Source organism: Glaciecola petra, from assembly GCF_031846345.1.
GTDB lineage: Bacteria > Pseudomonadota > Gammaproteobacteria > Enterobacterales > Alteromonadaceae > Glaciecola > Glaciecola petra.
Genome location: NZ_JAVRHX010000005.1, coordinates 119,637 through 141,489, shown reverse-complemented (window position 1 = coordinate 141,489; position 21,853 = coordinate 119,637). Strand labels below are relative to the sequence as shown.

Genomic DNA, 21,853 nt, shown 5'->3' with positions numbered 1-21,853 from the left:
ACTATAATTAAACATAAAGGGATTAACGCTATGAAAACTTGGTATTACACTGCATTGCTTATCTTGACCCACTCTGTTTTGTTGCAGACCGCCGCCTTTGCGCAAACATCTGATATTCAATATGGTCCGCGTACTTTTGATGTCGAGAATAAATGGACCGCAATCGTATCTGCTTATGAACCTGAAATCGAAGCTATCGATAAAGCATTTGCAAAACTGGACGACGTTAAGATCGACCAAGTCATGAATATTAAAGGCGTTAGGTATCAAATAGGCAGCTATAAAGGTGAGCCAGTTGTGATATTTACTACCGGTATTAGCGTGCCGAATGCTGCTATGACTATGCAAATGGCCTTAGATTACTTCCCTATAGATAAGGTAGTGATGATGGGAATTGCTGGCGCGATAAACCCAAGTTTTGAGCCAGGAGATATTGCTATTCCAGCAAGATGGTACTTCCATGACGAATCGGTCTATGTTAATCCCGACATTAAAAACGCGGGTAAATATTTATTACCCGATTATTACGAAAACGCGTTAAAACGCTACAAAGCTAGAGAACTTGAGGATCCTAATATGCCAAAATATAAGAACTTTGGCATGATCCACCCTGAAGAAATGGCAGTGATAAAAGAAGGATGGGAAAGCCCCAAACAAATGCCATATTTTTCAGCAACGCCACATTTATTAGACCTTAGCCAAAAAGCTTTGGATACTATTGAGCAGATCACCATGCCATCTGGAAAGCCGATTAGCGTGAGTATTGGTGGTAATGGTGTGACTGGGTCTGTATTTGCTGATAATGGTGAATATAGAATATGGCTCAGAGATGTGTTTAATGCAGAGGTAACCGAAATGGAATCTGCAGCCGTTGGTATGGTTTGTTTTATCAATGACGTGGACTGGGTGATTATTCGCTCAGTAAGCGATTTAGCAGGTGGCCAGCACGGCAAGAATGTTGAAAATGTGTATGATGCAATCGCGTCGGGTACGGGTACTAAATTAATGATGGGCTTACTCGATCAGATTGTGACGACAGAGAACACAAAGTAGCTATCTAAATTTCCGTATAAAATGCTCCTATATAGTGCAGACTTTATGCGTCTGCACACATTTTGATCGCACCTTTACTTTAGCCTACTTTTAATTTACTTCTAAATATTCAGTTTTCCTCAAATTTATTCATTCAAATCATTGTCTTATATTTTAAATCTAGTACTTGTCCGATTGGTCAAGAACTTGGCATCTTTCGTGCAAAAACGAGTAAGGAATAAGCATTTCGAATAAATGTTTCGTAACGCCGTGCAATTTGGCCTTACGTGAACTAAAAAACACATTCACTTGGGGAAGTATGATGAGCAATCAGATAAGCAAAACAGGATTACAAAAGAATCACAAACACCGTTTAAAGGCATTAGCAGTTAGTATTGCTATTGTTTTTGCGAATCAAGCATTCGCACAAGACGCTGAAGAAACCACAGAAGAGGATGTTGAGCGCATCGAAGTTACCGGTTCGCTAGGTAGTTTACCGGGGCAAGATGTTGAGTCTGTGTTCGGATTTGGTAAATCAATTTTGGAAACACCACGCTCTGTATCGACTATCAGTGATGAGCAACTCGCTCGTTTTAGCGTAAGTGATATTGATGAGTTGGTTGCTTTTGCACCAGGTACTTTTACTCAATCTTTCTTTGGTGTTGCTGGGTCATTAGACGTACGTGGTACGCCAGGAGAAACTTATTTTAGAGGTGTGAAACGCCTAGACAACCCTGGTAACTACCCAACCCCAATTGGCGCATCAAGCAGTATCGATATTGTTAGAGGTCCTGCTTCACCTATTTATGGCCCATCAAAAATTGGGGGTTACTTAAACTTTAACCCTAAATCGGCGCGTGCTAGCAGTGGACAGTATCTCGACGAAAATGTTGGCGCTTTCTCTTATACGACAGGCACATGGGATAAAAGTGTTATGACTGCCGAACTTGGTGGTCCTGGTACTATTGCCGGAAAAGAAATGGGCTTTTATCTATATGGTGAAGTAGAGAATTCCGGTAGCTATTACGAAAATTCAGGTGTTGATCAAACGGTATTACAAGCTTCATTTAACGTAGATATATCTCCCAACTTACGCATTGAGTTTGGTGGCATGTATCATGATTACGATGGCAACCAAATCGCTGGTTGGAACAGACTCAGTCAGGATCTTATTGACAATGGGACATATGTAACCGGTACTGCAAAACCATTAGATACAGATGGTGATGGTTCTATATCTCACCAAGAGTATAACGTTGAGCGAGGCGGAATTAACCCGTTTATCTTCAATAATGCCGATTTTGGATTATTCCCTGATCGAATTACGAATGCTGACTTTGACCCCATTCTGGCGTTGGATAATCCGGGTACTACAACACTACGTGGTGACCAAGTTATGGTGGCACCAGATGACGTATTATTAAATACAGTAAACACGCTATATTTTGATGTTTTTTATTACACCGATAGTGGTTGGGAAATAAAAAATCAAATGTTTTATGAAGACTACGAAAACCTGAATGAAAATGCCTATGGTTTTTCACAGTTTCACGACAGTTCTGTGTTTGAAAACAAGCTCGTGTTTTCTAACGAGTATGAAACAGACTCAATGTTAGCGCAAATACAAATATCACCGTCTATTCGCCACACTAAATTCTTACATGGCGATGATTTCACTAACGAGTATTTTGACCGTAGAGATCTAACTGGTCCCTCAACTGCACTCGATAGACGTTTGCTTGCGACCCGCATAGGTAGAGATTTTGATAACTATGACGATGGTGATTACACTAACCTCGGCCTTGCAGTACTTACTGACCTAACTTGGGAAATGGGCTTAAATATCGTGTTGGGTGTTCGTTATGACACGATTGATGTAGAAACTACAAGCCGTGGAGACTTGCTGTTAACCCCAGCCGAAATTACCACTGCCGACGCAACCTTTGACGATGTATCATGGAATACTAGTATCTCATTCAAAACTGACTTTGGGTTGATTCCTTACATCACGGCTGCTGAACAAGCTACTTTAGTTGCAGGTCAGGGCGCAGAAATAGGCGTGGGTCAGTTACCAGATGGCGCATTTGATACCTCGGATTTGTTTGAATATGGTGTTAAAGGTTCGTTCTTAGACGATAGCCTATATTTTGCTTTGTCTATTTATGAGCAAGAGCGTACTGATTTTAATGCGCAAGCAATCGTTACTAACGCCACCACTGAAAACGAAGGTATAGAGCTTGAGTTAAGATGGGTAGTAAACGAAAACTTAGTAGTTGGGGCTGGTTTTACACAAATGAAAGTGTATAACCTTACCGCTCTAGAAAATGGTAACCAGTTTGGCTTTTTTGGTGCTGAAGACTTGCCTAACGTAACGGATTCATCATTATTATATGGTGGTGCTGTTATAGGTTTAAATCTAGTTGACGACAAAGAAAGTGCTCGAAAAGCAGGGATACCAGAAAATATCTTTACCTTGAATGCGACGTATGATTTCCAAAATGGATATGCGGTTAACGCCAGTGTTATCAAGGCAGATGAAACTTTCTCTGGTTTCTCACAAACAGTCACGTTACCAGCCTACACATTGGTTAATTTAGGCGTGTTCTATGAAGCCGAAAGTTGGACAGCGAGCTTCAATGTGAAAAATGCTACTGATGAGCGTTATTTTAGAGCTAACTTCCCTGATTTATTTGGGGCACAAATTGTTTTGCCTGAATTACCGCGTCACTTCCAAGCTAAATTTTCTTATAAGTTCTAATGCAAAACTACTTATAAGCAAAGCGCTTAAAATGCTAGTCTAATTAAAAGGGTAAGCTCAGATGCTTACCCTTTTCTATTTGGAGAAGGAGAAGAAAATGAAATTTAAGCTTTCTAAAATTTTGGCCTTGATGTTTGTGTTTTGTTCATTAGTGGCATGTTCACCCAACGAACAAAATACAACTGCTAAAACACCTATCGAAATTAAAGTAGTAGTGGTCACCATGTTCGAAATTGGCGCAGATGAAGGTGATCGACCAGGCGAGTTTCAGCTATGGAAAAAAGGTCAACAATTAAATACCTGTATGCCATTTGCCGTATCCCATCATGATATTTGTATCAATCAAGAAACAGGGGTAATGGGAATTGTAACCGGCATGGGGACAGCTAAAGCTACTGCCACTATTATGGCCTTAGGATTGGATGAACGCTTTGACCTTAGCCATGCTTATTGGCTAGTAGCAGGTATTGCCGGATTTGACCCCGCTGATGCTTCGATAGGCTCAGCGGCTTGGGCCACTTGGCTCGTTGACGGTGATTTAGCCCATCAAATCGATGCACGAGAAATTCCGGAGAGCTGGAGTAGCGGTTATTTTCCATTATTTCAAACCGAGCAAATCACTGAAGGGCAAATGCTCGATTTAAGCAAATTAAATCGACATGGCCAATCGAGTAATGGCGAAGTATATCAATTAAACGCACAACTAAGTGAGTGGGCATACCAACTAACGAAAGACATTTCGCTAAATGATTATCCGGCTATGCAAACACTTAGAGCAAAATATGAAGGATATCCAAACGCCCAACGCTCACCCTTTGTTTTAAAAGGTGACCAATTAGCAGCATCGACTTTTTGGCATGGTGGTAAGTTAAATCAGTGGGCAAATAATTGGACACATTACTGGACTGGCGGCAAAGGAAACTTTGTGAGTTCGGGTATGGAAGATACAGGGAGTTATCAATCCATGATTTATTTAGACAAGGTAAATAAAGTCGATAAATCACGCTTTATGGTGTTGCGCACGGGCAGTAACTATTCCATGCCACCACCAGGACTGACGCCTATCGAAAACCTAATACTTGAAAGTGGCGACGACGGCTATGCGGGCATGCAAAGCGCTTTAGAATCAGCCTACCTGGTGGGCAGTGAAGTTGTTGACCATATCGTTACAAATTGGGCGCAACTTAAAACAAAATTGCCTTATGAAATTGTAAAATAAAAATAAGCTATGCGCGTTAGTTATTATTTGTTAACGCGTATAGATGTATCCTCTGCCCTTGTTTTGGTAATATGAAATTAACCTTCAATGTATTTGAAGACGCTAATTCTGAACGCATTTGCAATTCGATATTTGCACCTTTTTTAAGTGAAGGTTTGACGTGACTAATAATAACCGGCAAGTTTGTGAGCAGACTGGGCGTTTTAATTTCTTTAGCTAAATCAGCCAAACTTTGGTTCACATATTTAGGCGTTAAATGCCCAAATAGCTTGTCATCGGGCGTATCGTTGGTGAAAGAACTTTCAATAATAATGGCTTTTAACCGTCCCTTATTGACGCTAGGTGCAATAAATTGCCAAAGCGCTTTTATGTTATTTGATTTTTCTACAGAATCAGGACCTGTGTCTCCCAAACACACTATCAAATCTTGTTTGTACTCAATAACAAAAGCATTCGACTCAACACCACTATGACTCAGAGGTAAAGCAGCCACTTTGAAAGAAGTATTGGGTATAGACTGCCACTGCTTATTTTGTAATGTCTGGAAATCATATTTATTTAAATGAGGTTTGTTACCTTGGTCGCCAAAATTTGGCCAAGCCTGCCAATTAAAATAATGATCTCGGATAAGGCCTATGGTGTTTTCAGAGCCGTAAATCGGTTTTTTTGTGTCTTCCGGCGAAGCAATAATAAGCCCTGCAATATGATCAAGATGTGCATGAGAAATTAAATATCCTTTGATATGTTCACGCAATACATATCCGGCCTTTGAAAGAGGATAATCTTGCGGTACAGAAATATTAGAGAAATTGCGTTGAGAAACCGCACTTTCAATTCCGGTAAGCAATGAGCCAGCATCGCAAGCTACGCTATAAGATTGGTCATTTGGCCCAATCAAAAAGGCAGACAAATTATCGCTACTGACTCCACCCTCCGTTCCCAAGACTAATATATCCAGCGAATCAGTTGGCATTGCATTGTTTTTAATGATTGCATAAGCGGTAGAGCTAGCGATTAAAGACTTAAGAATAAAAATAAATACTGCGCACTGGAATATGCTTATGTTTTTTCGGAAAATGTTTGTTATGGGCATGCTGTTTGTCAGTGAGGCTTAATTAATACAAACATAGAGTGAAGACTATTTAAAGTCAAAATATTAAAGGATCTTAGCCATATTCCTTACTTTCACCTGATTTCAATAAACGCTGCGATAATTCCTTGTAGAGGCAAAACGGCATAAGCTTTTTACTATCGTTGCCAATCTGCCAACTTTTGCGCAAAACAATTGGTATTCAGAGTATGCGGATTTATTGATGTGCTATTATTTAAGTACTTCTCCTTAAAAGCACCTATTCTCATGATATCTTCATATAAACTAAGTTTTCCGCTTACTGTTTTTATTCTACTTTTTGCTTTTCAAATTGACGCTTCAACACGACATACTGGCATGATTGAGGATTCAAAATTTATCGTAGATGTACCAGAAAATGCAAACGGTGATGTGCTTTTTCTGGCTAGAGGTTATCGGCCTGAATCATTGCCACTTTCTGCTGTTTACGAAGAAGAAACAGTGTTCTTTCAGACTCTCTTACAAGAAGGTTGGACGATTGCTTCACCCAGTTTTGCTGGAAATCGATGGATTATGGCGGATGGTGTAAAAGATTTAATTGCACTACGGGGGCATGTAAACAAAAACATCATCAATATTAAGCGTGCTTTTATCTACGCCGAAACTATGGGAGGTGGAATAACAGCATTGTTAGCTGAGCAGTCTCCACAAGGATTTGATGGGGCAATTTCATTAGGAGCTCATCATTACGAAGAGCCTCAGTGGCAAGTACCAGATAACCCTAAAATAGCTAGCTATTTACCTGGAAATCCCAAATTTCCTATTTTATTGATGAGTAACGATGGCGAAGCGAGCAGTTCTCGTATGTACGTGGAGCATGCAAAAAAAGCTAAATACCCTCCCGTATTATGGACAGTTAGTCGGCCTGGACATGTTAACCTCAATAGTGCTGAACGCTTGAGTGCTTTGCGCGCTTTAGTTAAATGGGCAGAGAGCGGAAAACGCCCGCAAGCAAAGGCTGCTCTGCAAATTATGAAACCCGTTTCGCGTGCTGCATTCAAAGCATCTTATGCGGCCGGACAAGTCACTCGCACTCGCCCACTTTACGGAAATATCTATACTAACTTTGTTATGGCTGACCTAACAAAATTAGGGATTCAGTTAGGAGATAAATTTACCTTTATCCATAAAAACAATGCAGTCGGTATTACCTTTGTTAAGGCATACAGTGACGTCCCTTTAGGTGAATGGCTCGCATTTATTGACCCTGAAAGTTACGTGCAGGTATCACGTAACTATGAAAATGCCGCAGCGACCTTTCATGTAAAAAAAGGCGACGCAATAATGATTGAAAATACTAACGATTAAGGCCTATTTAATCGGTCTTTATATTGGGAGAGTATCGCTCTAACAATAGGCACAAACTGAACATCACCACGACAACGGCAAAACTTATCATAGTCATGTACATCGCCGCGGCAAGTCCAAATTGACTCACTATAACACCCGAAAGTGCTGGTGCTGAGGCGCTGCCAACACCTCCACTAAACAATAAAAAGGTCACTAACATCGCGGGTGCGTTAGCGATTTGTTCTGATCCTACGGCCATTGCAATTTTGTAAATGCAAGTAGTAAAAAAACCAAATGCAAAGCTGAGAACAAGAAAATAATCAGCACTTTTTGTGAAACTAAAAAACACTGACATTATCAAGGCAAATGTAACCGCTCCCATTAACATCCATCTGGGTCTTATTACATGGATGAGTAAGGCGGAGCTTAACAAACCAAATATAGACAATCCCCAATAATTGCTGACCACGCTGGCAGCTTTTTCAGACGCTAGCGCAAAAGTCAGCTCCAAATAATTAGGCGCCCAAGATAAAAAAGTAGTCTGTGCTATCAAATAGGCACAAACACCCATTCCCATGAGTATGACTCGTAGTGTTAAAATATGCTTAAGCTGCTCAACTACCCTCGCACTATTCTCTTGCGTAGCTTCTGTTTCGGGAAAGCGCACTAAAAACAACATTAAAAATAAGCATAGTGCAATAATACCTACCGCTGCATAACTCCATGTCCACGCCATGTTTTGCGCCAGCATAAAAATCGCGATAGTTGGGAAAATATAGCCCGCGGCGCTGAAAGAACAGTCAGTAGCAATAAATGCAGATGCCCTTTTAGCCGCATTGTAACTTTTGGAAATAATCACTGCGCCACCCGATAAGCCGCAACCACAACAGATTCCCAATATTAATAGACTCGCTTTGACCAACGCAAGACTTGGTACTGATACAAAAACGAGGGCTAGCATAACGCACAAAAATACACCGTAGCTCACCTTTAAAACAGACCCAAGGGCAAATCGTGAATACAAGCCTAAGGATATAAATGTACCGATTAATGCACCACCAGTTAAATATGAGAAGACTGCAACTGCCTGGCTGGTGGGATAACCAATACTTTTAGAAAATGCATTCAAAATTACGCCAATTTGGGTCAGCAATCCCGACATAATCATATAAGTCATGAATGCTATAGCGGTAAGTAATACTTTATTTTTATTCATGGTAAAGGCGGAACATCGTGCTGCCAAACATGCCAATTTTCTACAATATGATCGACTACTTTTGCACCGACAGCGCTAATATTTATCAAGGTTTCTTCAAAACCCCCGGCCGTTTCACCTGGTGCAGGATCGAGGTGATCGAGTGTGCGTTCATTAGGATGTCCTTGATCAAAATTGACTGCCCCACGCAAACTCATCATTCTATTTATACCAAGCGTTCTGTCTAATACTTGAGCAATCGCAGCAGCTTCCATTTCAGTAATCACATAATCGTCAGCACCATATAGCTCAGCCATATATTGTGCTTCCGACGAGAGACCGGGGCCATGGAAAAAAGTGTCACCTGTCATATGGGTACCATAGCCAACTTTGGGTTTGCGTCGCGCCGCAGTTTGGGGATAGCGCTGACGATACTGCCTCGCCGACTCAGAGTCTGTTAGTTTAACGTCATCGCTTATGTGTAATGCCCAATTCAATAGGTGGGCATTAAGCTGATAGCGACGTATAGATTCATACCCTTTACGTGGCGTAAATGTGGGTGCGTCTGGTTCTCCCTCTGAAGGATGCCAACGATGTCCCAAGTCATAATCAATTAACCAACTACCCCAACTAACATCAGCAATGGTGCCTTTTGAAGGTGGCGTTCCCGCAACGCCACTAATCAAAAAATAAGCCTTTGAAACATCAAATTGTTTGTTCAAAATGATTGCTTGCATAGAAGATGAAGACGCAACCTTTCCCATTCCTAAAACTGAGCCGCACACACCATTTTGGTTACAATAAACCGAATTAGCAGCGCCCTTCACAGTAATGGGTTTTGAATTGGCGAAATATCGTTCAAACCAAAATTGAAACTCACCTGCTTTGTCGCCACTATTGTTGCCTATTTCGAACATTGCACCAATAAAGACTTTTACGTTTATTGGTTTGCTAGTGTCTTTTGCGATATTTTTTTCGGTTGAAAAGACATTTGCTGAAAAGCCTAATGCGAATAAAAAGGCTGCAAATACCAATGTAAGTTTAAGCAATAGATTTTGCATACTTAAACCAAGTCCTCAGACTCGACAACATAAGCTGTTACTTTATCTAAATAAGCTTGTTTAAGGTCCTCATCTAACCATGCTACTTTAAATGCATTCTCAACCAGAGTGATAATTTGCGCTTGACTAAAATCACCTTCTTTCTGCAGAGCAAGCAGGTTTTCATTTAAATAGGCTCTAAAATATGCGGGGTCGTCTGAATTAATCGTCACCAATAAGTCTTTTTCGAGCATATCGTGCACTTCGTTTGACGTTAATGACTGCACCACAAACTGATTAGAAACCGGACACACCGTCAAACCCAAGTTCTTGTTTTTGATCAAGCTACATAGCATCTCACTTTCTAAAGCATTTACCCCGTGGTCAATACGGTCTACTTCAATTTGCTCTATACATTGCTCTATATGCACAAGCGTGTTTAGTTGATTGACATCGCAGTGCATGGTGAGTTTAAGTCCTTTCTCCTTTGCCTTGGCGAATACTTTTGCAAATTTTATCGGCGGGTTATTGCGTTCATCAGAATCCAAGCCAACCCCAACTATCCAGTCTTGATAAGGAAAGGCAAGCTCCAAGTGCTCCATCGCTGACTCAGCACTCATGTCCCTTAAAAAACATAAAATTAATTGGCTTTTTATACCTAGGTTTTGCTCTGCAGCAACTTGCGCATTGTGGATACCGGTAATGACGGTATCAAAACTGACACCTCTACTGGTATGTGCTTGAGGATCAAAAAACAATTCTGCATAAATAGTGTTTTGTTCACTAGCTTTTTTTAAATAAGCGTAAGTCAGTTGATAAAAATCGTCTTCATCAACCAATACATTCATAGCTGCGTAATATATTTTCAAAAATGAAGGCAAGTCATAAAAATCATAGGCTGCTATTAATTCTTCGGGGGTTTTATAGTCTAAATCAACCCCATTTTTGGCGGCCAATGAAAAGCTTAATTCAGGTTCAAGTGTACCCTCTAGGTGAACATGTAATTCTGCTTTAGGAATGTTTTGAATAAAGGTTTGCATGATGTTCGCTGTCGTTTGGTGTTAGTCATAGAAGTTATGCAATTATGATTCCTAATAAATCTACAAACAAAAACCATTAAAAACAATAACTAAGAGAATACATCTAGGCATTCAATAAGCCAGTCACACCAAAATTGAAGTTTTTTGCACTTTTGTTGTGCGAAATATTCAAATAAAACGTTATCTAGCTAATCGATAAATCTCAAATTATTCAGACTGATAAGCTGGACCTGCATAATTATCAAAACGAGAATATTGCCCTTGAAAGGTTAATCGAGTGGTACCGATTGGGCCATTACGTTGTTTACCAATAATGATTTCAGCAACACCTTTAAGCTCAGAGTTTTCGTCATACACTTCGTCGCGATAAATAAACATAATAAGGTCTGCGTCTTGCTCAATTGCCCCTGATTCACGCAAATCAGAATTGATTGGTCGTTTATCGGCACGTTGCTCTAGCCCTCGATTCAACTGTGATAGTGCTACAACTGGGCACTGCAACTCTTTAGCTAAAGCTTTCAGAGACCGAGATATTTCTGCAATCTCAAGTGTCCTGTTTTCAGTAAGAGAAGGCACTCGCATTAGCTGTAAATAATCAACCATAATCATCGATATCCCGCCTCTCTCTCTTGCCAACTTGCGAGCACGTGTTCTCACTTCCATGGGGGTTAACCCTGAAGAGTCGTCGATGTATAGGTTGTTTTTTTCGTGCAGGGATTTGACGCTTGCTTGAATTCTACCCCAGTCTTGGTCTTGTAACCTGGCTGTTCTAATTGACGTTTGATCAACACGTGACAAAGACGCAAGCATCCGCATCATGATTTGTTCTGCAGGCATTTCTAGGCTGAAAACAAGGACAGGCTTTTCTTCAAGAAGTAATGCATTTTCGACCAAATTCATGGCAAAGGTGGTTTTACCCATCGATGGACGAGCGGCCACAATAATTAGATCTGATGGTTGCAGGCCACTTGTCTTTTTATCTAAGTCATGAAATCCAGTAGAAACCCCGGTTACCTCTTTGTCTTGCCCGGCTAATTCTTCAATTCGATGGATAGTCTTTTTAATTGCATCAGAAACGCTAATCGGGCCTTCATTTGCGGCGGTACGTTTTTCAGCAATTTCGAATACTTTGCTTTCGGCTAAATCAAGTAGCTCTTTACTGTCTCGCCCCTCAGGATTAAAGCTAAGCTCAGCAATTTCGTTAGATACTCCTATTAACTCGCGAGTAATGGCTCGTTCTCTAACAATATTGGCGTAAGCCGTAATATTTGAGGAGCTGGGTGTGTTTCTGGCTAGATTGACTAAGTAAACAAAATCACCGACTTCTTCGAGTTGATTATTCAATTCAAGCTCAGCTTTTAATGTAATGGGATCTGCAGTGCTATTTTTTGATATTAATCGAGTGATCGCAGAAAATATAACGCGATGGGAGCGATTATAGAAATCTTCTTCTATGAGTATTTCTGCAACTTTATCCCACGCATCTACCGACTGAATAATACTACCCAAGACGGCCTGTTCAGCCTCCATTGAGTGCGGTGGCGTATTTAATTGGGCTATATCGAGTTGTTCATCTCGCTTATTGTTATTGCTGCTTTCGCGCTCAGCCACAGATGTCTCACTAAAATATCGTAATTGACGGCCAGATATTATGCGACAAATTTAACATTCTTACCATCTTTCTTAGTATTAAGATAAGTAAAAAGTCTACCAATTGACTCAGCTACAAAAGCACTATATGCCACAAAAATGAAATAAAAAACTAAGCTGCCAATGGCCGCATAATAAGGCTTTATATTAAGATACACCTTAAAAAATGAAACAAATTCATTTCGTTATAAATTCTGAGATTTTCATTTAAAACTACTGTAGTATCTTATGCTTACCTATGAAACTCGTTTCATTTTAAGCATGTAAATGCAACATACTATCAAATAAATTAATCATTATGGTCAAAGTAAGCATAAAGGATATTGCTAAGCTTTCAGGCGTATCAGCAGCCACCGTTTCTCGGACATTAAGTAAGCCTAGTTTAGTTAGCAAATCAACTCGAAAAAAAGTCATGAAAGCGGTTGACGAGACTGGCTACAAACCTAATCGATTTGGTGCCAGTTTACGCACACAAAAAAGTAACAATGTTGTGGTAGTAATGCCTGATATTACCAATCAGGTTAACGCTGCAATTATCAGGGCGATAGAAAATGAAGCCACCAAAGCTGGTTATTCAGTCTTGCTTGGCGATACTCAAAATAATATCGAAAGGGATTCATATTACGGCGACATGGTCACTTCAGGGCAAGCTGATGGCATCCTTGTGTTTACTCCTCGAATCCCCTTCACCATAAACAAAGACAAGCCCTTAAGAGAGCAGTTGCCGCCTATGGTTAACTCATGCGAAGAAATAGACTCTGAATATGTGCATAAAGTCGTTATCGACAACCAGCTAGGTGCGGTAAAAGCAATGCAACACCTACTTGAATTGGGACACACAAAAATTGCGGCTGTCAAAGGACCTAGTATGACGCCTAGCACCAAAGCAAGACTTGATGGATATAAACAAGCCCTGATCGAAGCCGGCATTGAAGTTGATAACCGGTTTATCATAACTGGCGATTATGGCCCTGAATCTGGTTTTCAGGCAATGGAAAAGCTTTTACGTCTAAAGGAGCGCCCTACCGCTGTTTTCTGTTTTAGTGATGATATGGCCATAGGCGCAATGAATGCACTACGCGAATACGACTATGACGTACCTGGCGACGTATCAGTCATTGGCTTTGATGACATTACTTATGCCAGTTTAATGTCGCCAAAACTAACCACAATTCGCCAACCGCTAGATCAAATGGGGACCCAGTGTATGCAAATATTACTTAAACTCATGAACGGCAATAAAGACGTAGAAAAATACGTTGAGCTTCCAACCGAACTTATTGTCCGGCAAAGTACTGGGCCTTTAGTCAGCTAATTGCTTTCCATTTAAAGGCATGTTGATTGTTTAGTTTGATGCAACTACTTTCTTAGGGCTTCTATCAGAGCGGTACAAGCCCCAATTTTTTTCCGCAATCCCATCGGGTTTATCGGCTCCACCTTTCCACTTTTCATCAAACGCTTCAAAGTAAAAAGACGCTATTTTATTTGCTTGCAGCCATGCTCTATATTCATTAACGAAACTAGCTTGAGTATCTTCAGTGGCCTCTGCAATGATTAAACGTTCGTCACCATTTGTACTAATAGAACTCGTCGTCCATCCAGATTCGCCCAATACAATTTGTTTTTCAGGATAACGTGACTGAATATCTTGGTATGTTTCGTCGGTCCATTTAACTGCATTATCGAGAGTTTGTGAATTCCACATTGCATATGCATGCAGCACAATAAAATCTAATTTTTCAGCAATTTGTGCGCTCCAGGGTTTATTCCAAAAGTTATAGTCATCTGCCAATGTGACCGGCACCGACACCGATGCTTGTACTTTTTCGACCCACTCTAAATACATTGGCATTTGTTCTACTGTGAACTTATGGTAAGACCAATCCACAAATATTTCGTTGCCTAAATTGACAGCAACAATTATATCGGGGTATTCATTGGCAAGCCTTATCACTTCGTTTATTTGATTGTTATTATATGCGTCGGTATCTTTGCCTGATAACCATGCACCCTGCATTACTTTCACGGGTAAGTTGTGCTTTTTGATAGTTTTTAATACTTGTTCACTGGCAGGATCGGCTGCATACATTCTGATCAAATTCCATTGCACTGCTTTGTTAGAAGTCAAAATAGTGAGATCTTCTAAAATATCAGCTTCACTACTGACACTCTCTAAGTCAGGACTTTCACCATCTCGATAAGAACCATAGGCGATGCCAAGTCCTATCCATTTATTATCAATAGTGGGATAAAAAATGGGCTCACTTTCCTGAATTTTATTTTCGTTTACCATGCTACATCCTTGCATAATCAATATCGCCATAATAAGTGTTAAGGTCGCAGTGCAGAATTTCATATTAAAAGGCCTTTTATCACATTTTTAATTTTATAGAAGTCGCCTATTATTCAAGTTACACTTTGGAGCATAGACGGTGTTTTCTTCTTGGCTAGTTCGTAAAAGTAAATTTATTGCTATGCATTTGTCAATAAACTTGCGATATGAAGGACTGCAAATAGGATAGGATTTCGCACCGGCACTGCATGTAGCACAAAATATGTAGTGCAAAATAAGCAATATTTCATAAGCAAAAATAATGATATTCACCGCAATAATTGAAGAGGTCTCAATGATACAGAACAATAAAGTTAATTATTCTCTACATATTTTATGTGTTTCCTTGTTACTGATGCTTAGCGCAAAGCTATTTGCACAAGATGAAGTCATTCGCTTGTCAGAGCCCGTTGAAAAAACACTTACAACAGAAACCTTTGGTGAGCCTTTTAATAATGAATTGGATAATATTGAATTTACATCGCTAATAAGCGAACCTGCAAAATATGTGGGTAAAACAATACAAACAGAAACAGAAATAAGTAAAGTATGCCAAAAGAAAGGATGTTTTTTTATTGCCCAACATGATCAGTCGATTATGCGAGTATCGTTTAAAGATTATGGTTTTTTTATACCAACAGACAGCTACAATAAACGTGTTCAGCTAAATGGCAATGTGATTGAAAAACAACGATCAGAAGAACAAGCTACACATTTTAAACAAGACCTCGGTAAAGGTACTGATGCAATCAAGTCTGGGCTTGTTTATGAATTTGTTGCAGAGAGCGTTAGAATAAAGGCTGATTAAAGCTGAAGTGTTAGCAAAAAATGCCAAAGACTATCGACGGCACGTATCAGGTTGTTGATTACAAAGGATTGGGTAGTACTGCTCATAAAAATAGACTAGACCTTTATGAATATAAAAGCGAAAACAGCTCATCATAGCCTGGCCCAAGAACAAGCCATTGCGATTGAATTAAATGGCATTGCCTTTGCGGTGATGATGATGACGCCTCAAGATTTGTCTTATTTCGCTATTGGCTTTTTATTCACAGAAGGCATTATTGATACTATTGTTGATGTACATGCTGTTGAAGAGCATTGTTTTTCAGAGCATAGCTTTTCAAATAGTAGCGTTTCAAAAAACACTGGGGCCGACCATAGCATTGAGCGTCCTAATATTCATAAAGAGGACCGTTTATACCATCAAACTGTGGGGCTACAATTAGGCCTGACCCTAAAAATAAGCCTTGCTAATCGCAGCTTCTTTCGGTTTAAAGAGCGCATCCGTTTACTTAAAGGGAGCAGTGGCTGTGGCATTTGTGGTTCAGCTGCTTTGGACGAAACTTTTAAACAAATCAAGCTTAAGCAATCACAAATGATCGCTGCACAATATGATATTTGTGCACTTATCGATATAAGAGAGAAAGTGCAACAATATCAAACAATATCGGCTGATTCAGGTGCTATGCATGGTGCCTTTTTAATTTGCCCTAAGGGCTCAATAAAGGCTAGTTGCGAAGATATAGGGCGACACAATGCGCTAGATAAATTGATTGGAAATATTCTCGCTAACAAAATTGAGTATCAAGACCATGCTGCCCTCGTCACGAGTCGCTGCGGAGCTGAACTGGTGCAAAAAATACTCAGAATAGGGATCAAAACATTGATTAGTTTTGCCTCACCAAGTGATCTAGCACTACAGCTTGCTAATACAGCCAATATCACGCTTATACATGTACCCAAAAAAGACGCTCCAATAGTATACTCGCCGCCTTTTATAAATCAAAACGACTCCTTGGAAAACACTCATACAACAATGGCCATTGAAAATGGCGAAAATTAAAAAGCCAAATAAAGCAGGTGGTATGCATTCGGTTAACTCAGCATTTAAACAAGTGCTGCAGAGTAAGCGTGTTAAATCCAACATTAAAAACTTATTAAAAGTAAACAAGGATGGCGGATTTGATTGTCCTGGTTGTGCCTGGGGTGACAGTGAAGAAGGCTTTGTCCATTTTTGTGAAAATGGCGCTAAAGCGATTGCGTGGGAATCAACTGAGCGAAAACTTACTAATGCGTTTTTTCAGCAGCATACAGTGAGTAAATTGAAAAAACAAAGTGATTATTGGCTTGAATACCAAGGCAGACTCAGCCAACCCATGCGTTACAATGCAAAAACTGACAAATATGAACCGACTTCTTGGGATGGAGCAATAACCCTAATAAAAAATCATCTCATTGCGGTAGAGTCGCCTGACCAAGTAGAGTTTTATACCTCTGGTCGTGCAAGCAATGAAGCTTCATATTTGTACCAACTATTTGGAAGAGTTTTTGGTACTAATAATTTTCCAGATTGCTCGAATATGTGTCATGAAGCAAGTGGCGTAGCATTAAAAGAAAGCATAGGCGTGGGTAAAGGTACCGTAGTACTTGATGATTTTTATAAAGCAGATGCGATTTTTGTGTTTGGTCAAAATCCAGGGACAAACCATCCCCGAATGATGAGCGCCTTGCGCAAAGCCGCAAAAGGCGGTTGCAAGATTGTTTCTATTAATAACTTAAAAGAAATTGCCCTACAAAAGTTTGCAAGCCCACAACAACCGTTAGAGTTACTAACCGGCAAAAGTACTAGTATTAGCCAATTATATCTCACACCTAAACTAGGCACTGATTTTGCTCTCATTAGAGGGATAGCTAAAACCATAATAGATAAATTTCCAAATGCGATTGATAAGTCGTTTATTGAAGCGCATACAATCGCTTTTGAAAACTATGTGAAAGCCGTCAAACAAACTGAATGGTCACAAATAGAAGAACAAACAGGCGTTAGCAAAGCACGCATAGCTGAGGCCGCTGAGATCTTTGCTCATAGCGAAAAAGTGATAAGTACTTGGGCTATGGGTATTACACAACATAAACATTCTGTTGCAACAATTAAAGAGCTCTCGAATTTGCACCTTATGATGGGGCAAATTGGTAAAGAAGGAGCTGGCTTAAGCCCGGTTAGAGGCCATAGTAATGTGCAAGGGAATAGGACGATGGGTATTAATGAAAAGCCAAGTTTGTCCTTTTTGAACAAGCTCAGCGCACAGTTTGACATACCTATGCCTCAAAAAATGGGGCACAATGTGCAATCTGCCTTAACCGCCTTATATGAGAAAAGAAGTAGCATACTTATTTGTTTAGGCGGTAATTTGGCAGCTGCGGCACCCGACACCCAATATACCGCAGAGGCAATGAGTCAGGCTAAACTAAATGTTCAAATAAGTACCAAACTTAATAGAAGTCACCTAATGGTAAGTAAAGATGCATTAATCTTGCCCTGTTTAGGCAGAACCGAAATCGATATTCAAGGTTCTGGTCCACAACAAATTACGGTAGAAGATACCTTTAGCATGGTGCATGCGTCTGCTGGAACGTCTGCACCACCCTCCGAATATTGCTTGTCAGAAACCGATATTATAGCCCGCATTGCCAATGCAGTTTTAAAAGAATGCGCAGATCAAAGCTTAAAAAAAATCGACTGGTTAGCTCTGCGAGACGACTATAGTTTGATCCGAAACTTAATTGCCAACTCAATTGACGGTTTTGTCGACTTCAACCAAAAATTGAAACAAAAACATGGATTCCATCTCGCCAATAGCGCTGCCAACCGACAATGGAATACGCAAAGTGGCAAAGCTACTTTTAGTGCTTGTGATATACCCAGTTCTTTATACTCTGAACAAACAGATAATCTGATAGCGGCATATACTGCTAAAAAAGAGCAGGTATTCACCTTGCAAAGCCTACGCTCTCATGATCAATATAATACAACTATTTACGGGATGGATGACCGTTACAGGGGCATTAAAAACCAGCGTAAAGTACTGTTTATAAATGAAAATGATGCTAAAAAAATGCATTTGCAAGAGGGCCAAAGAGTCGAAATTGAATCTATTTGGGAAGGAAACACCACCCGCAAAATAAATGATTTTAAATTGGTTTTTTACGATATACCAAGAGGCAATGTAGCGGCATATTATCCTGAAACTAATCCATTGGTACCTATCAACAGTGTAGGAGACCACTCTTACACTCCCACATCCAAATCAATACCAGTAGTAATAAGAGCATCACTGAATACAAAAATAATCGATATAATAACTAACTAAAGACAAAAAAAGACCTCAATAAATTGAGGCCTATAATACCAAAATGCTTTGGGCTGATTTTGGTAATACTAAATCTTTACTTCATCTTAATTTCGTTCTTTAAGCTCTATATGACCGCTAACTGTAGACACTTCGACATGAGCCGTAGGATTGCCAGTAGAAAACTCCAGCGAGCGGCGCGGACCATATTTAGCCTTAGTCGGTTTATCATCTGTTAACCTATTTTTGATACTTCCACCGGCATGAGCTTGTATATCAAACTTTGCACTTACATCAGACTGAAAGCCCAAATCTATTCGACCACTAACAGAACTTGCTCGCACTTTACCATTGGCTAGTAGATTCATATTTAGCTCTATGCTCCCATTAACCGTGGTTGCTTGCACATCACTTACATCCTGCGCGGTAAGGTCTATTTCACCATTTACGGTTTCTACCGATATTTGTCGAGCGTTTGATATCACTTCGATTTCACCATTCACACTGCCAACTGATAATTCATCACCTTCAATATGCTTCAAACTTATTTCACCATTAACCGAACTTACCGATAGCTCACCTACTAAACTAGTACCTCTAATATCGCCGTTAACCGATTCTATTTCTATCCTTCCCGACAAATTTTCTGCCCTTACTGAACCATTAATAACCTGAATGTCGGCCTCGCCTTCTATATCACTTACTCGCACAGAGGCATTAATTGACTGATATTCAAGTCTAGTCTTTGTAGGAACAAATATTTCCAACCGATCACCCTTATTGTCTTTGCCCCAATTCCAGCTCTTACTTTTTTTCACTTTAACTTCAATAATGACAGAATTCCCATCTCGTTCGAACCTAAACTCTTCGGTTCTCTCGCCCAATTCGCCTGTGACTCTTACTTTGTCTTCATTCCAAGCGCTTATTTTTGCGCTGCCGTTTACATGTATAATTTCAATTAAACTGTTAGGTTCAACGTCAAGCGTTTTGTCGACATCCTCTAACGCCATGGCAGTTGGGCTACCTAAGAGTGTTAAGCTTAAAGTAAACGTTAATATAAATCGCCCAAAAAAAGTATTTTTCAGTGTAGTGTATTTCATAAAGTACCTCTGTTAAATCTGTTGCCAAGCGGGTTTGTGAACCTGCTCAATAAGGGATATTTGTTGCTCATGCACTTTCTTTAACATGTTTAAAAGTGCCGCATTGTTTGGCTCTTCGGCAAGCGCTTTTTTAATAGCTAGTGCCGCTTCGTCTAGTTCTGAAATTTGCTCTTGCCAATTTTGAGTCGCACTTTGCTGCCCCTCAAAACTCGCTATCAGTTCATTTTTTTGTAATTGATGCTGAGCGCTCAACGCTTCTGCTAAATCTTGTCCCGACGTGCTAACACCAGTTTGAAAACTAAAATAACCTACCATTGCAACTAGTGCGAAACTGGCAGCAAGTCCATACATAGGTTTATTAGTGAACTTAATTACCTTACTTGAGGAAGCATTATTATCGCCCATTGTTGGCTTAGAAATTTCAAATTCGATGCCTTGCCATAGGTCTCTTGAAGGTAGCTTTTCACGTTCAAAACCTTCTAATCCGGCATCAAGCTTCTCAGTCTTTGATAATGTATTGGATTTACGCATCTATCCATTCCTCTAATAGCTTTCTTGCTCGATGAAACTGTGTTTTACTCGTACCTATCGCCATGTCTAAAATTTCGGCTATTTGTTCGTGTCGATAACCCTCTATCGCGTGCAACACAAACACTAAACGAGCTCTTTCTGGTAAGCGTTTTACCAAGGCTTCTAAATCGATAGAATTCATCGACGCTTCAGCTATTTGTTCTTGGTATGGCGAATCTTCTATATTCATCATTTTTTGCCACCATCCTTTTTGCTTTCTAATGTATGAAATCGTAATATTTGTGGCCACACTATGCAGCCAAGTAGAAAACTTACTTTCACCATTAAAATTCTTTATTTTTTGCCACAACTGAATAAATACTTCTTGTGTCGCATCTTCAGCTTGAGAACGATCGGCACAAAGGCGACTACACAATCCATATATGCGAGGCAAGTGAGCATCGTAAAGCGCTTTAAAAGCCGCTTTATCGCCTGCCGTAGCTTTAACAATAAGCGCCATTTCTGTCTCATTGTTAAGCTGTTTGTCGCTCACCAATTGCAAATGTGTGTCCATTTTAATAACTTTCGTTTTATCTCTGTATTCATCACTTCATTGTGGGTTATAAGTTGAGTCGCACGTCTTGTGTAAAAGGTTTAAAAGCTAATTATTATTTTTGTATAAATTTGCGAATCGATTTATGCTTTAACGACTACACTTTATTAATTGATTTAGGAGTGCACGTGCACATAAGCCATCTATTTGCTGGTAAACCGCAACCATTTGGCCCACGAAAGTCGCCAAGTAGCATCATCAAATCGCCTCATACATCATTACATATAGATAGCGAAGGAGCCAATGAAGATGAGCAAGGGAATAAAAAGCTCCACGGTGGGCCATTTATGGCGATTCACCAATATGCACAAGACAGTTACTCCAAATTGGCTGATGCTTTTCCAAACACTAAAGTGGCGTTCACTATTGGTAGTATAGGCGAAAATATTTCAGCACCTGAAATGAATGAAGATAATGTATATATTGGCGACAAATATGCCATTGGCTCAGTTATATTAGAAGTGGTTTCACCAAGAGCACCTTGCTCGAAAATAAACCATCGTTATGGCGTTCGCAAAATTGATTTGTTTATTGCCGAGCATGCGCTGACCGGTTGGTATTTCAGGGTGGCACAAACAGGTCAAATAAACTGCGGTGACAAAGTTGTTTTAGTGTCACGCAATGAAAGTAGAATTAGTGTAAAAGACATTTGGAAACTGCGCCAATTAAAAAAACAAACCTCAGCGCTTAATAGCTCAGGGCAATACTTGGAACAGCTTGACCGAGCGCTTCAACTTGAAGCACTTTCGCCTGAATGGCAAGGGCATTTGAACACAGTGAAAAAGAAAATGCTTAGTGCCTGAGTCGAAGTA

General features: G+C 39.9%; 17 protein-coding genes and 1 pseudogene. 9 read left to right on the top strand and 9 right to left on the bottom strand.

What is annotated here, in order from left to right:
- The first annotated feature begins 30 nt into the window (after window positions 1-30).
- The 3 genes and pseudogenes from RM552_RS15020 to RM552_RS15010 form a co-directional block, all read left to right on the top strand.
- Complete coding sequence (locus RM552_RS15020; protein WP_311369687.1) at window positions 31-1,053, top strand: 5'-methylthioadenosine/S-adenosylhomocysteine nucleosidase family protein; 1,023 nt, start codon at window positions 31-33, stop codon at window positions 1,051-1,053.
- Between the two features lie 301 nt (window positions 1,054-1,354).
- Entirely contained in the window at window positions 1,355-3,790 is a 2,436-nt protein-coding gene (locus RM552_RS15015; protein WP_311369686.1) for a TonB-dependent siderophore receptor, read from the top strand.
- 130 nt (window positions 3,791-3,920) lie between these two features.
- A pseudogene (locus RM552_RS15010) lies at window positions 3,921-5,006 on the top strand (purine nucleoside permease); the annotation flags it as partial.
- Between the two features lie 19 nt (window positions 5,007-5,025).
- Here the strand turns inward: RM552_RS15010 and RM552_RS15005 are convergent.
- Window positions 5,026-6,102, bottom strand: coding sequence for a 3',5'-cyclic-nucleotide phosphodiesterase (locus RM552_RS15005; RefSeq protein WP_311369684.1), 1,077 nt, complete (start codon window positions 6,100-6,102; stop codon window positions 5,026-5,028).
- 264 nt (window positions 6,103-6,366) lie between these two features.
- Between RM552_RS15005 and RM552_RS15000 the strand changes: the two genes are divergently transcribed.
- Entirely contained in the window at window positions 6,367-7,446 is a 1,080-nt protein-coding gene (locus RM552_RS15000; RefSeq protein WP_311369683.1) for an SAM hydroxide adenosyltransferase, read from the top strand.
- Window positions 7,447-7,453: 7 nt separating this feature from the next.
- Here RM552_RS15000 and tsgA read toward each other — a convergent pair whose 3' ends face one another.
- The 4 genes from tsgA to dnaB all read right to left on the bottom strand — a co-directional run bounded on the left by tsgA (window position 7,454) and on the right by dnaB (window position 12,314).
- Window positions 7,454-8,644 carry an MFS transporter TsgA gene (gene tsgA, locus RM552_RS14995; RefSeq protein ID WP_311369682.1) on the bottom strand — a complete coding sequence of 397 codons (1,191 nt, stop codon included), beginning with the start codon at window positions 8,642-8,644 and terminating at the stop codon, window positions 7,454-7,456.
- Window positions 8,641-9,684 (bottom strand): purine-nucleoside phosphorylase, encoded by a 1,044-nt coding sequence (locus RM552_RS14990; RefSeq protein ID WP_311369681.1) that lies wholly within the window; start codon window positions 9,682-9,684, stop codon window positions 8,641-8,643. Before RM552_RS14990 ends, tsgA begins: the two co-directional genes overlap by 4 nt.
- A 2-nt stretch (window positions 9,685-9,686) precedes the next feature.
- Window positions 9,687-10,703, bottom strand: coding sequence for an adenosine deaminase (add, locus tag RM552_RS14985; RefSeq protein WP_311369680.1), 1,017 nt, complete (start codon window positions 10,701-10,703; stop codon window positions 9,687-9,689).
- Between the two features lie 207 nt (window positions 10,704-10,910).
- Window positions 10,911-12,314 carry a replicative DNA helicase gene (gene dnaB, locus RM552_RS14980; protein ID WP_432277232.1) on the bottom strand — a complete coding sequence of 468 codons (1,404 nt, stop codon included), beginning with the start codon at window positions 12,312-12,314 and terminating at the stop codon, window positions 10,911-10,913.
- Between the two features lie 337 nt (window positions 12,315-12,651).
- On the opposite strand from dnaB, the gene RM552_RS14975 reads away from it, so the two are divergent.
- Window positions 12,652-13,668, top strand: a complete 1,017-nt coding sequence (locus RM552_RS14975; protein WP_311369679.1) for a LacI family DNA-binding transcriptional regulator — start codon at window positions 12,652-12,654, stop codon at window positions 13,666-13,668.
- Window positions 13,669-13,698: 30 nt separating this feature from the next.
- Here RM552_RS14975 and RM552_RS14970 read toward each other — a convergent pair whose 3' ends face one another.
- On the bottom strand, window positions 13,699-14,709 hold the full coding sequence (locus tag RM552_RS14970; protein WP_311369678.1) for a glycosyl hydrolase family 17 protein: 1,011 nt from the start codon (window positions 14,707-14,709) through the stop codon (window positions 13,699-13,701).
- A gap of 271 nt (window positions 14,710-14,980) precedes the next feature.
- On the opposite strand from RM552_RS14970, the gene RM552_RS14965 reads away from it, so the two are divergent.
- From RM552_RS14965 to RM552_RS14955, 3 genes are all read left to right on the top strand, one after another.
- The gene (locus RM552_RS14965) at window positions 14,981-15,493 is read left to right on the top strand and encodes a DUF4920 domain-containing protein (protein WP_311369677.1); all 513 of its coding nucleotides are present in this window, start codon (window positions 14,981-14,983) and stop codon (window positions 15,491-15,493) included.
- 105 nt (window positions 15,494-15,598) lie between these two features.
- Window positions 15,599-16,531, top strand: coding sequence for a formate dehydrogenase accessory sulfurtransferase FdhD (locus tag RM552_RS14960; protein ID WP_311369676.1), 933 nt, complete (start codon window positions 15,599-15,601; stop codon window positions 16,529-16,531).
- Window positions 16,518-18,839, top strand: a complete 2,322-nt coding sequence (locus RM552_RS14955) for an FdhF/YdeP family oxidoreductase (RefSeq protein ID WP_311369675.1) — start codon at window positions 16,518-16,520, stop codon at window positions 18,837-18,839. Before RM552_RS14960 ends, RM552_RS14955 begins: the two co-directional genes overlap by 14 nt.
- Before the next feature lie 86 nt (window positions 18,840-18,925).
- Here the strand turns inward: RM552_RS14955 and RM552_RS14950 are convergent, their stop codons facing one another.
- From RM552_RS14950 to RM552_RS14940, 3 genes are read right to left on the bottom strand one after another with little or no spacing between them, the layout of a single operon-like run.
- On the bottom strand, window positions 18,926-19,918 hold the full coding sequence (locus tag RM552_RS14950; RefSeq protein WP_311369674.1) for a DUF4097 family beta strand repeat-containing protein: 993 nt from the start codon (window positions 19,916-19,918) through the stop codon (window positions 18,926-18,928).
- Between the two features lie 12 nt (window positions 19,919-19,930).
- Window positions 19,931-20,449 carry a hypothetical protein gene (locus RM552_RS14945; RefSeq protein WP_311369673.1) on the bottom strand — a complete coding sequence of 173 codons (519 nt, stop codon included), beginning with the start codon at window positions 20,447-20,449 and terminating at the stop codon, window positions 19,931-19,933.
- Complete coding sequence (locus RM552_RS14940; RefSeq protein ID WP_432277231.1) at window positions 20,442-21,002, bottom strand: RNA polymerase sigma factor; 561 nt, start codon at window positions 21,000-21,002, stop codon at window positions 20,442-20,444. Before RM552_RS14940 ends, RM552_RS14945 begins: the two co-directional genes overlap by 8 nt.
- 167 nt (window positions 21,003-21,169) lie before the next feature.
- On the opposite strand from RM552_RS14940, the gene RM552_RS14935 reads away from it, so the two are divergent.
- Window positions 21,170-21,844, top strand: a complete 675-nt coding sequence (locus RM552_RS14935; RefSeq protein WP_311369672.1) for an MOSC domain-containing protein — start codon at window positions 21,170-21,172, stop codon at window positions 21,842-21,844.
- Window positions 21,845-21,853 lie beyond the last annotated feature (9 nt).